Origin of the sequence: uncultured Sphingomonas sp. (genome assembly GCF_913776855.1) — a bacterium.
Lineage (GTDB): Bacteria > Pseudomonadota > Alphaproteobacteria > Sphingomonadales > Sphingomonadaceae > Sphingomonas.
The window spans coordinates 44,533-56,078 of sequence record NZ_CAJYQD010000021.1 but is presented as its reverse complement, the minus strand read 5'-3'; the positions used below and the strand labels follow the sequence as shown (position 1 = coordinate 56,078).

At 64.9% G+C, this 11,546-nt stretch carries 9 protein-coding genes and 1 other annotated feature; of the genes, 1 reads left to right on the top strand and 8 read right to left on the bottom strand.

Features of this window, described 5'->3' with window-relative positions; all coding sequences use genetic code 11:
- Window positions 1-9 precede the first annotated feature (9 nt).
- A complete protein-coding gene (locus QZ755_RS05555) occupies window positions 10-2,097 on the bottom strand; it encodes a catalase (RefSeq protein WP_294320562.1) in 2,088 nt (695 codons plus the stop codon).
- 116 nt (window positions 2,098-2,213) lie between these two features.
- Window positions 2,214-2,765, bottom strand: coding sequence for a cytochrome b/b6 domain-containing protein (locus QZ755_RS05550; RefSeq protein ID WP_294320560.1), 552 nt, complete (start codon window positions 2,763-2,765; stop codon window positions 2,214-2,216).
- 89 nt (window positions 2,766-2,854) lie between these two features.
- Window positions 2,855-2,910 (top strand) — a sequence feature (sul1 is cis-regulatory element that is thought to sense ions involved in sulfur or methionine metabolism; They are found in Alphaproteobacteria).
- Window positions 2,911-2,972: 62 nt separating this feature from the next.
- Between QZ755_RS05550 and QZ755_RS05545 the strand changes: the two genes are divergently transcribed.
- Window positions 2,973-4,460 (top strand): SulP family inorganic anion transporter, encoded by a 1,488-nt coding sequence (locus tag QZ755_RS05545; RefSeq protein ID WP_294320558.1) that lies wholly within the window; start codon window positions 2,973-2,975, stop codon window positions 4,458-4,460.
- A 180-nt stretch (window positions 4,461-4,640) separates the two neighbouring features.
- Here the strand turns inward: QZ755_RS05545 and QZ755_RS05540 are convergent, their stop codons facing one another.
- The 6 genes from QZ755_RS05540 to QZ755_RS05515 form a co-directional block, all read right to left on the bottom strand.
- Window positions 4,641-5,483: a helix-turn-helix domain-containing protein gene (locus QZ755_RS05540; protein ID WP_294320556.1), complete on the bottom strand. Its 843-nt coding sequence runs from the start codon at window positions 5,481-5,483 to the stop codon at window positions 4,641-4,643.
- A gap of 423 nt (window positions 5,484-5,906) precedes the next feature.
- Window positions 5,907-6,833, bottom strand: coding sequence for a replication initiator protein A (locus QZ755_RS05535; protein ID WP_294320554.1), 927 nt, complete (start codon window positions 6,831-6,833; stop codon window positions 5,907-5,909).
- 137 nt (window positions 6,834-6,970) lie between these two features.
- Window positions 6,971-7,330, bottom strand: a complete 360-nt coding sequence (locus QZ755_RS05530; RefSeq protein WP_294320552.1) for a hypothetical protein — start codon at window positions 7,328-7,330, stop codon at window positions 6,971-6,973.
- A gap of 40 nt (window positions 7,331-7,370) precedes the next feature.
- The gene (locus QZ755_RS05525; RefSeq protein ID WP_294320550.1) at window positions 7,371-8,609 is read right to left on the bottom strand and encodes a hypothetical protein; all 1,239 of its coding nucleotides are present in this window, start codon (window positions 8,607-8,609) and stop codon (window positions 7,371-7,373) included.
- The gene (locus tag QZ755_RS05520; protein WP_294320548.1) at window positions 8,609-10,807 is read right to left on the bottom strand and encodes a polysaccharide biosynthesis tyrosine autokinase; all 2,199 of its coding nucleotides are present in this window, start codon (window positions 10,805-10,807) and stop codon (window positions 8,609-8,611) included. The genes QZ755_RS05525 and QZ755_RS05520 overlap by 1 nt, the downstream gene beginning before the upstream one ends.
- Window positions 10,808-10,820: 13 nt before the next feature.
- The gene (locus tag QZ755_RS05515) at window positions 10,821-11,531 is read right to left on the bottom strand and encodes a polysaccharide biosynthesis/export family protein (RefSeq protein ID WP_294320546.1); all 711 of its coding nucleotides are present in this window, start codon (window positions 11,529-11,531) and stop codon (window positions 10,821-10,823) included.
- Window positions 11,532-11,546 lie beyond the last annotated feature (15 nt).

Below are 11,546 nucleotides of genomic sequence, written 5' to 3'. Positions count from 1 at the left end.
CTATCTGCCCTATGCCAGCGTGCGGACGTTGGGTTCGCGGTCCCAGTAGCGCTTTTTCGCGGCCTCGACGAAGCCGGCGAGGTCGGTGACGCCCTCGTCCGGCTCCACCCCGGCCTTGTCGAGCAGCGGCTTGGCGTCGGCATTGTGGCCGATCGCCTTGAGATGACCGAAGGCGTCCATCACCCACTGGACCGCCGCACCTTCCTTGGTGAGCTTCTGCGCCGCTTCCGCCGACAGCAGCACTGCGCAGGCGTCGACCGTGACCGAGGGCTGGCCGAACAGCTGGGCGTCGGCGGCGATGGTCGATCCGTCGGACAGCGGGACCTTGCCGACCTTGGGCGCGATGGTCATCGCGTTGCCACCCGCCGCCTTGATCGCGTCCTTCAGCGACTTGAGGTCACCCGCATCGCTGCCATCGGCGATCAGGATGCCGACATTGCGCCCCTCCAGCGTGTGCAGCTCGCGCGGCCCCCGGATAATTCGCAGCGCGGGCGAGGGGGCCATGTCCTGCACCGGCACCTTGGTCGGCGAGGCTGCGGGCAGGTCCATGGCGAGGCCGTCGGCGACGCGGCTCGCCAGACCCTCGTCGACGTTGCGCAGGTTGGCGAGCATCGCGGTGCGGATATGGTCGAGGCTGACCTTCGACAGTTCGAACACCAGCGCGGAGGCGATATGCGCCTGTTCCGCCGGGTCCACCGAGCGGAAGAACAGCCGCGCCTGGCTGTAATGGTCGGCGAAGCTCTCCGGCCGGATGCGCAGCTTCTGGCCCTGCTCGTCCGAGGGATACGTCTTGTAGCCCTTCTCCGGGTCCTCGCGCGCGCCGGCTTCCTCGCCGGCCTTCGCCAGGCTGTTCGGCTCGTAATTGGCGCGGCCCTTGGGCACCACCATCTGCATGTGGCCGTCGCGCTGCTGGTTCAGGAAGGGGCAGCCCGCCGCCGCCGCGCGGCCCTTGGCGCTGTTGATCGGCAGCTGGTGGAAATTGACCGAGCCGAGGCGCGACAGCTGCGTGTCGGTATAGCTGAACAGCCGCCCCTGCAGCAGCGGGTCGTTCGAAAAGCCGATGCCGGGGACGACATGGCTCGGCACGAACGCCGCCTGTTCGGTTTCGGCAAAGAAATTATCCGGGTATCGGTCGAGCACCATCCGCCCGACGATGCGCACCGGCAGCACTTCCTCCGGAATGATCTTGGTCGCGTCCAGCACGTCATAGGGCAGGCTGTTGGCGAATTCCTCGTCGAACAGCTGCACGCCCAGCTCCCATTCCGGAAAATCGCCACGGTCGATCCGTTCGAACAGGTCGCGGCGCTGGAAATCGGGGTCGGCACCGGCGATCTTGACCGTCTCGTCCCAGATGGTCGAGGCAAGGCCCGCCTTGGGCTTCCAGTGGAACTTGACGAAGGTCGATTTCCCCTCCGCATTGATGAAGCGGAAGGTGTGGACGCCGAACCCCTCCATGTTCGCGAAGGTGCGCGGGAGGGTGCGGTCCGACATCGCCCACATCACCATGTGCGTGGACTCAGGCATCAGCGAGATGAAGTCCCAGAAGGTGTCGTGCGCGGTCGCCGCCTGCGGGTATCCGCGATCGGCCTCCATCTTGGCGGCATGGATCAGGTCGGGGAACTTGATCGCATCCTGGATGAAGAACACCGGAATGTTGTTGCCGACCAGGTCCCAATTGCCCTCGCGCGTGTAGAACTTCACCGCGAAGCCGCGCACGTCGCGCGGGGTGTCGACCGATCCGGCGCCGCCGGCGACGGTCGAGAAGCGGGTGAACACCTCGGTCCGCTGGCCCTTCTTCTGGAACAGGTCGGCGGTGGTGATGTCGGCGAGGCTGTCGGTGCATTCGAAATAGCCATGCGCCGCGCTGCCCCGCGCGTGGACGATCCGCTCCGGGATGCGCTCATGGTCGAAATGATTCATCTTCTCGCGGAAGACTTCATCCTCGATCAGCACGGGACCGCGCGCGCCCGCCTTCAACTGGTTCTGGTTGTCGCTGATCGGCGTGCCGTGGTTGGTGGTCAGCACCGGATGATCGGCATCGGTCACCTGATGCGTCTCGCCACCGTTGCCGGCGTTCAGGGCAGTCGTATCGGTCATGGGGGGGGGAATCCTTGGGATCGGGTTCGTGCCCTAACGTCCCGCGCGGGGCGGGGGTTGCCCGCCATCGTCGACCGATCCGAAATAACCCGCCGTTCGCCGATACTTGTCCGCGATCACAGCATCCGGGGCAGCACGTCGCTGTCGCGGCCCTTGTCGAGGAAGCGGTGCTTGACCACGCCTGCGACATGCAGCGCGATCATCGCCAACAGCGTATAGGCCAGCGTTTCATGCGCCCAGGCGAACCAGGCGAAGGCGCGGTCGTTCTTCGGCAGCAATTCGGGCAGGTCGCCGAGGAAGAACGGCACGCCGTCGCTCTGGGTAAACGAACTCGACATGGCATAGCCCATCAGCGGCACGACCACCGCCAGCACCAGCATCACCGCCTGTACCACGCTCGACAATACCGCCTCCCACCGGGCGAGCGATGCCGGGTGCGCCGGGCGGACGCTGCGCCACCGCACCGCCAGCGCGATCACCCCGACCAGGAACGCCAGCACGCCGAATTCCTTGTGGACCGGGTACATCCATTCGAATTTCGCGACCACGGCATCGGGCAGCGACGTCATCGTCCAGCCCAGCGCGATCAGGCCGAGGATCAGCGCCGCGCGCAGCCAGTGGAGCAGCCGCATCGGCACGGGATAGCGGACGGGGTTCTGTACGATCATCGTTCCTTACCCGTAACAGAACCGTCAAAACCCGGCCAGTAGCCGACTTGCCCCGACCCGCCGGTTGCGGGTAAGGGGCCGGTCATTCGCAAGGACCCGGTGCAATTCCGGGTGGCTATTCCGGCCGCCGATCCGCCGGACAACATCCCCCGCAGCAACGATCCCGTGCATCGAGCGATGCGCCCTGCGGCCCGATGTGGAATTTCCATGACCTTCGATTTTGCAACCTACCGCCGCCAATGGTTTCGCGGTGCCGCCGGCATACGCGCCGACATCCTTGCCGGAATCGTCGTCGCCCTCGCGCTGATCCCCGAGGCGATCGGCTTTTCGATCATCGCCGGGGTCGACCCGCGCATCGGCCTCTATGCCTCGGTCGCGATCGCGATGACGATCGCGCTCATCGGCGGGCGGCCGGGGATGGTCTCCGCCGCGACCGCCGCCGTCGCGGTGCTGGTCGGGCCGCTGGTGCGCGAGCATGGCGTCGAATACCTCTTCGCCGCGACGATCCTGATGGGGCTGATCCAGATCGCCGCCGGGCTGCTCCGGCTCGACCGGGTGATGCAGTTCGTGTCGCGATCGGTCATCACCGGCTTCGTCAACGCGCTCGCCATCCTGATCTTCCTCGCGCAGCTGCCGCAGCTGACCGGGGTCAGCTGGCACAGCTATGCGCTGATCGCGCTCGGCCTCGCCATCATCTACCTGTTGCCGCGCATCACCCGCGCGGTGCCGTCGCCGCTGGTCGCGATCCTCGTGCTGAGCGCGATCAGCATCGGGCTGGCCCTGCCGGTCAACACGGTCGGCGACATGGGGCGCCTGCCCGAAGGATTGCCGAGCTTCGCGTGGCCGCAGGTACCGCTGACGCTCGAGACGCTCCGGATCATCCTGCCCACGGCGCTGACCATGGCTGCCGTCGGCCTGCTCGAATCGCTGCTGACCGCGCAGATCGTCGACGACATGACCGATAGCGACAGCGACAAGCGCCAGGAATGCGCCGGCCAAGGCGGCGCGAACATCGTCGCCGCGCTGTTCGGCGGCATGGGCGGGTGCGCGATGATCGGGCAATCGGTCATCAACGTGACCTCGGGCGGACGCGGGCGGCTGTCGACCTTCGTCGCGGGCGCGTTCCTGCTGTTCCTGCTCGCCGTGCTGGGGCCATGGGTCGGGCGGGTGCCGATGCCGGCGCTGGTCGCGGTCATGATCATGGTGTCGATCGGGACGTTCAGCTGGAACTCGATCGCCAATCTGCGCCGCCACCCGCCGACCTCCTCGATCGTGATGCTGGTGACCGTTGCCGTGGTCGTCGCGACCCGCGACCTGTCGCTCGGTGTGCTCGCCGGCGTGCTGCTGTCGGGGGTGTTCTTTGCGGCCAAGGTCCAGCGGATGTTCGCGGTCGAGCGGGTCGAGGATGCCGCCGGTGTGACCTACCGTGTGACGGGGCAGATCTTCTTCGCCTCGGTCGACCGGTTCCGTCGCGCGTTCGGCGTGGAAGCGGCAGGGCCGGTGACGATCGACGTCACCGCGGCGCATTTCTGGGACATTTCGGGCGTCGACGCGCTCGACAAGATCGTCGTTCGCCTCCGCCAGCAAGGCGCGACCGTTACCGTCATCGGCTATAACCGCGCCAGCGCCGACCTGATCGACCGCTTCGCGCGGCACGACAAGACCGGCGTCGAACTGGGCGCCGTGCCGCATTGATCCGAAGGGTGCCCCGCAATTGTGCCGTTACCCTGCTTCCACCGGGGTAAGGGTGAAGGGACACGCCACGGCTCCGCCTGCTCTCGCCGGAGAGCATCGCGCCGGCGTTAGCCGGTGCGTTCCGTATTGGCGTCTTGCAGTGTCGGTGCTGGAATTTCCTTGGGTTCGTCCTCTTGGCCGTCAGGCCGGACGCCGTTGGCCGGCGAGGCCAACGACATTTGTCGTCTTTCTATAAGACTCCGATAGCGGTTGCGGATCGGAATGAGACTCGCACGCCGCGCGATCGATCGCCGCGCCCAGCGACGCCAATACCCGGCCGAGCGCCCCGGCCAGCGTCACCTCGGCCAGCTCCCTGCAGCTGAGCGTCGCACGCATCGCCGCCAGCTCGGCCGCGGCCTCCGCCTGATGGACCACCGCATCGCACGGTAGCGGCGCCGGCCGCAGGGCGCGCGGCAGGAAGCGCAGCAGCTTGCCTGGCAGGAGCGGGCGGTAGATGTTGGAGGTCTGGCGATAGCGTGGTCCTGCGCCAATCGTGCGGCAGAAGCGCCGCTGACGCAGCAGGAACCCCGCCGCCTCCAGCGCCGACAGCGCACGGGCGACCGTCGCGCGGCCGAGCGCCGTCGCCTTCGCCAGATGGTCATAGGTCGGGAACACCTTGCCCGCGTTCAGCCGGGCAAGCGTGCAGATCTCCTCGAACACGCGCACGGCACCGGCGGTGAGCCCCGCCAGCGCCGCCTCCGCCGCATCCAGCATCCGCCCTTCCGCGCGTGCCGTCCGCCTGGCGCGCCGGCCGGCGTCCAGTGCGGCACGCGCGGCGCGCAGCAGCCGGTCGGTCTCGCCTTTGGCCGGGACCGCGAAGAAGCTGTCCTCAACCGTCCCCGCCTCCACGCTGCCGCGCCGCACCGGGGCGCCGGTCCGATGCAGGCCGCCGCTGCGAGCGCGTTGTGCCGTTGCGCCGCTACGCATACCGCTGTCCGGCGCGCTGATGCGCGCGATCGCCTGCGCCAGGATAAGCGCCATCATCGTCCCCCTTGTCCGGGGCCGGGACCATTTTTGCAAAAAAGGGGCGTGGCGCGAAGCGCGCGTCCTTGAACCGGCAAGCGATCGGGGGTATTTGGAACGCACTGTGATTGCTTCGACGTTTGGCGACGTCGTCCAAATACCTCTGGGACGCCCGGCCTTCGTGCCGGGCTTTCCTTTATGTGGTCACGGCCATTCCCTCATCTGCCGGCCCCACGCCGACTTGGGTCAACCTTTGCAGATGAAATCCAACATCGGAAGCGTTCCCGGTTCGTGCTTTCGAGTAGGAAATACGAAAATGCACCCGTTTCGGCGCAAATTCCCGCGCGCAATTCGTGCTTTCGAGTAGGAATGCCCCGGCAGGTTCGTGCTTTCGGATAGCAATACGCCGCACAAATTCGTGCTTTCGAGTAGGAAATGCTCCGCTCAACCGGCCGGTGATTCGGCCGGGTCCGAATCATTGCCGGCAAGCTGCGCCGGGCGCCGGGTCAGCACTACCTGTACCGGGGCGCTGCGCCGGCCGCGCCGGGGGACATCGTGTTCGTCCATCGCCTGTTCGATCAGCTCGAGGCGATAGTCGGGGATGCTGTCCGCTGCCGCTATCTGTCTCAAAGCATTTCGAAAATTAGCCAGAGGGTTCTGGTAGCCGATCTGCAGGCGGAAGGTCGCCAGGTCGACCTCCAACCGATCCTCGCCGCTCGAGCGAGCCACTTCATAGATGCGCCGCTCGATCGGCCCCAACTGGAAATAGGCGGCGGCATAGTCGAGGACGTGCCGGTCGAGCAGGATCGCGCGGAACAGCCAGTCGCACAGCCGCACCTTCACCGCCTTCAGCCGCCGCTCGCCGCCTCGGGTGCGCGAATAGTGCAGCTTGGCCTCGGACAGCCACGAGAAGAAGCCTTCCTCGCCCTCGCCGCCCGCTTCGATGTTGGTCTTGATCTGCGTTCCCTGCAGCCGCTCCAGCGCCTCCGACAGTCGCCCGTACGACCGCGCCGAGTGATTGGCGCCGGTGACCGTGAACAGATCGTGCGCGGTGAAGACGAAATCCTGGGTAACGCTCTCGCCCACCTCGATCTTCGCCAGCATCAGGCTGGCGATATAGAGAACGATTTCCTTGTCATAGATGGTCGCGACCCCGCTGGCCGAGGGGCGGACCTCGATCGTGACGTTGTTCGCCTGGTAGGTCAGCGGCTTCATCCACGCATTCTTGGCCAGCGCAAAGAACGGAAACGCCATCAGCGACCGCTCGCCCCGGATCTCGGCGGTCAGCGGGCTGTCGAGCCGGAACAGGTCGCCCTGCGGACGGGCGGGGGTGCGCGGCGGCGCCTTGGGGGCGGGGGGCTTGCGGGTCATGGGGAATTTCTACTCGAAAGCACGAAGATGGGGCGGGAAACCGGGCCTGCTCGCACGGGCTGCTGCCGGACGACCGCGCTCATTCGTGCTTTCGAGTAAAAAATGGTCGGACGGGCATCGGCGGCCCGCCCGGCCGATCACCGCCGCGACCGCCCGGCGGCGCGCGCCTGATCACCCGCGACCACGAATGGCGAAGCCGCATTGGCCTGCGGATCATAATAGCGGTCGATGCGGTTGCGTATCCGTGACTGCACCCGGTTCTGGATCCGCCCGTTGATCCGCGCCATCGGCTCAATGCCAGCGTCCTGCGCGATCTGCTCGCGGGTCTGGCGCTGGCCAGCCTGGCCGGCCGCCGAGCGGGCGGTTTCGCCTTGGCGGGTTTCAGGGAGCGGCTGCTGGACCGGGGCAGGCTGATCCTGCAGATCGTCCTGATAGCGGTCCTGTGCCATGGCAGGTGCGGTCAGGCAGAGTGCCAGAAGAAACGATACGTCACGCATACCGCCATGCATAGCGTTGCGACCGATCATCGCCTAGGCCTCAACGACTGACCGGACGCAGCCGGACGTTGTCCACCTGTCCGGTAACGCCGGACAGGGCGTCCGACGGTCGGGCGACGAGCTGTAACTGCTGGACAGGACATCCTGCCGGCACGGTGAAGCGCCCGGCAAAGCGGCCCTTGACCTGTGCTGAATTGGGTACGACGACCCGCCCCAGTTCGCGCCCGTCCGGACAGGTCAGCGTCCAATAGGGTAGGGCGGCATCCGCTTGCTCGATCCCGATGCTGCTGCCCTCGATCGAATAGTCGCCCGGCGGCAGTAGTTGCGCTTGGCGCAACACCGGCCCGCCCAGGTTCGGCGGCACCGCAAAGTCGAAAATACCGCCCTTCTCACCGCGCTGGATCGTGGCCGACACACCGCTGTCGATCACGGGTTGCCAGTCGAACGGGGTCGGCGACGCCGGATTGGCGGTGAAATCAGGATCGCGCGCGATGCGTCGATCGACGCCCGGCGTAATCACCGCATAGAAGCGCCACGCATCGTCAAGGTGCTGCTCGGCGAGCAACCGACTGACCAGCGCCGGGGCCGCGCCTTGGGGCAGCATGATCCGGCGGCGATGCAGCGCTTCGAACAGGCTGGCGGTCGCGCGCGCATCGGAACCGTTACCCGCCATGAAACCGAGGAACTGGTTGTTCCACATCGGTCGCCGAGCCATCGTCGCCACCAGTTCCTGCCGGATTTCGGTATCGCCGATCGCCGATGCCAATACCGGGAACAGCAGGTCCGGTGCGATTCGCGATGTCCGCAGCGCGATATCGTAATTGCGCAGCACGCCCGGAATGTCGTTGCGCGCAACCCCATCCTCGATCGCCCAGAGACGGGTGCGCAGGTCACGACGCGACAGCATTTCGGAATAGGCAAAGATACGCCGCGCACCCGCGCTATCGCCGCGCACCTGCGCATCAATACCCAGCGTCGCGACCGCCGGCACCGCCGTCGGGTCCTGCCGCAACGCGAGCCGCGCAAGATCGTCCGCCCGGTTCCGATCCGTGGCGCTTGCCCCCGGTCCCGACAATTGCTCCGATAGCAGTGCTGTGATCCGCCCATCCCACGGTGCCAGCGCATGGGCGCGTCTGGGATCGCTGCCACGGATCATATAGCCCAACGAATGGGCGACCGACAGGGTACCCAGACCTGCCGCCGCCACTGCCAGCGCGCCGCGTACCGCCCATTCGGTCACCGACCGCCGGGGACGGGACGCGGCGCGACGCTTCGGCATCAGCCTTTGGCCTCAGCTGCCTTATCGCGACCGTAGCCATAGCCATATTCATAGCCATAACCGTAATGCGCCTTGCGCGCCTCGAACTTGGTCAGCACGCCGCCAAAGATATGCGCATTGGCCGAAGCTAGTCGTGCGAGCGCGGTCTTAACCAGCGTCGAGCGGATACCGTGCGATTCAACGGCATAGACGACACCCTCAACCCGGCTCGCGATCAGCGGGGCGTCGGCCAAGCCCATGACCGGCGGACTGTCGATCACAACATGGTCGAAATGCTCGTGCAACCGTTCGATCAGCAACGATAGGCGATTGCCGGTCAGCAACTCCGCCGCATTGGGCGGGATCGGCCCGGCCGACATGGCGGTGAAGCCGAGGTCGACCATGTCGAACGTCAGCGGCGCGATATCGTCCTGCCCGGCAAGGAAGTTACTGAGGCCATGATCGTGGCTCACGCCCCCCAGGTGATGGACCGAAGGCGATCGCATGTCGCCATCGACTAGGATCACCCGCTTCCCGCTGCGCGCCAGCATGGTGGCCAATGCCAATGCGGTGGTGGACTTGCCTTCAGCCGGTCGGGTCGAAGTGACCGACAGAGACCGCGGTACGCCATGTTCAGTGGTGAAGGCCAAGTTGGTCTGAATCGCGAGATACGCATCGACCAGATCAGACTTGCGGTCGAGCAGTGCTTCCTTCGGCGTGGCCCCTTCGACCTTGGGCACCGAGCCGAGCAGCGGCAGGCCGAGCCGGCGCTCGACCTCCGCCGGATCGGCGATCGCCTCGTCCATCTGTTCGAGCGCGAAGGCCAGCGCTGCGCCAAGACCAAGGCCGGCGAGCAGCGCGATGACGAGGTTGATGAGCAGACGCGGACTCGACGGCTTCTGCGGCACGTCGGCCTGATCGACCACCGAAACGTTGTTTACGCCGACGCCGCCGGCGACACCGATCTCCTTGAAGCGCTGCAACAGCCCTTCGTATAGCGCTCGGTTGGTATCGACCTCCTGCTGGAAAATATTGTACTGGATCGAACGACGACGTAGATCGAGATAACTGCCCTTGAGCTGCTCGACCCGTGCCTGAAGCGCGCGCTCACGCTCGATGGCACCACGGTAATCGGTTTCGATCGATCCCGTCACCCGACGTTCTTCGCTCGCAATACTGCGATCGAGCTGATCGATCTGCGACTTCAGCGCCTTGGCTGACGGATATTCTGGTTCGAACTGCGTTAGCAGCTTCTGATATTCTGCGGCGAACTCCGCGCGACGCTGACGCAGCGTGTTGATAGCCTGGTTCCGCAATGCTTCCGACGACGCCCCTGCACGTCCGCCTTCACGATAGCGCGCTTCGGCGGCGATACGTTCGGCGGTTGCTTGGCTCAACGCGGTGTTAAGCGACGCTAAATCGTCAGCGACAATCGAACGCTCCGAAGTTGAACCGTCGGCATTAGATTGTGCGGGCAGATTGATGATACGTTCCCGTGAGGCATAGGCGACCAATTGCCGCTGGCTCTCGTCGAGCCGTTCCTTCTGCTGCGCCAATTGGCGCTGGAGCAAGTTGCGACCATAGGACGTCGCCTGCACCTTGCGTTCAAGATTGGTTTGGATGAACGCATCGGACCATGTGTTAACGATTTTTGCCGAGAAAACCGCATCGGGGCTGGTGAAGCGTATTTCGACCAAACGTGACAGTCTTGTTGGCGACACATCTAGATGATCGCGCAGGATCTGCCCCGCAATACGTTGCCGGATAAGGCGCCCGGCAGCAGGATAGCGGCCGCTTACCTGCTGGAAAGCAGGATCACTGGAAGAAGAACCGAAGAGTTCGTAAAATTTTGGATCATCGACCAGCCTCAGCTGACCGGCCACGCGTTCGGAAAGAGAGCGTGACTTTAGCAATCCATATTGTGTTTGATAAAATTCCTGATCAGCAACGCTCGTTTCGCGTTCCACACCCTGGAAGTTGGTAACCTGACTGGATTCACGCGAGATTTCGATCGTCGCCGATGCCGTATATTTTGGCGTCATCAGCAACGTCACGATCAGGCCGAGAAGAACAAACGCGACGGTTGTACCCAGGATGACATAGCGCCAACGAATCGCAATGCGCAGATACTGGCGCAATATCGAGGTTTCGTCCTTGGCCGGCACGTCAAGCGCAGGCAATGCAGAGCCGCCGCGCGGACCGGAGATGATGGAAGTCATGTCGGCAAGGGCCTTATTGCAGGATCGCGATCAACGGAGCCGCAAGAAGCGGTGAGAGCGATACGAAGTCACGGAACAGGCGACGCTGCGGTGAATCGCCGACGACGATAACGTCGTTTGCAAAGACCGGGGGATCATCATACGCTCCCTGACGGATCGCCGCGACATTGTACAAACCGGCCATCCGGCGGCTACCAACCGTACGCAGGATCACCACATCATCCTGACGGGCAAATTCGGACAATCCCTTGGCGGACGCGATGACGCGCATCAACGTCATCTGGTTGGTGACCGGATACAAGCCGGGTTCGACGACCTGTCCATCAATTGTTACAACCTGGCTAACCGAACTCTTAATGTTGACGGTCACTTCGGGGTTGCGAACATAGCGCGTGCGCAACGCCGCATCGATGGTCTGCGCCAGTTCCGCAGCGGTCTTGCCGCGCGCGTCAATCGTTCCGGCAAGCGGCATGGCGATACGGCCACTGGCATCGACCTGCATCTCTCGGCTCAGATCGGGAACGCTGAACACATCGACCTGGATAGTATCAAGGGGGCCGATCAGCGCCGGGCGGTCCGCAGCGGTGAGGTCCTGCCGATCGGGTGCGGGCAGGATCGAACTCCCCTCGACCACCGTCAACCGTTCGGTCGATTGCAGAGGCTGCCGCCCAGCGCATCCCGACACGGTCGCCGCGATCAGGAAAGCAATACAAAGCTTGCGCATGCGCTTGAATATTCC

Excerpts from the sequence above, each read along its gene's own strand:
- QZ755_RS05555 (WP_294320562.1), bottom strand. The coding sequence starts at position 2,097 with ATGACCGATACGACTGCCCTGAACGCCGGCAACGGTGGCGAGACGCAT.
- QZ755_RS05550 (WP_294320560.1), bottom strand. The coding sequence starts at position 2,765 with ATGATCGTACAGAACCCCGTCCGCTATCCCGTGCCGATGCGGCTGCTC.
- QZ755_RS05545 (WP_294320558.1), top strand. The coding sequence starts at position 2,973 with ATGACCTTCGATTTTGCAACCTACCGCCGCCAATGGTTTCGCGGTGCC.
- QZ755_RS05540 (WP_294320556.1), bottom strand. The coding sequence starts at position 5,483 with ATGATGGCGCTTATCCTGGCGCAGGCGATCGCGCGCATCAGCGCGCCG.
- QZ755_RS05535 (WP_294320554.1), bottom strand. The coding sequence starts at position 6,833 with ATGACCCGCAAGCCCCCCGCCCCCAAGGCGCCGCCGCGCACCCCCGCC.
- QZ755_RS05530 (WP_294320552.1), bottom strand. The coding sequence starts at position 7,330 with ATGCGTGACGTATCGTTTCTTCTGGCACTCTGCCTGACCGCACCTGCC.
- QZ755_RS05525 (WP_294320550.1), bottom strand. The coding sequence starts at position 8,609 with ATGCCGAAGCGTCGCGCCGCGTCCCGTCCCCGGCGGTCGGTGACCGAA.
- QZ755_RS05520 (WP_294320548.1), bottom strand. The coding sequence starts at position 10,807 with ATGACTTCCATCATCTCCGGTCCGCGCGGCGGCTCTGCATTGCCTGCG.
- QZ755_RS05515 (WP_294320546.1), bottom strand. The coding sequence starts at position 11,531 with ATGCGCAAGCTTTGTATTGCTTTCCTGATCGCGGCGACCGTGTCGGGA.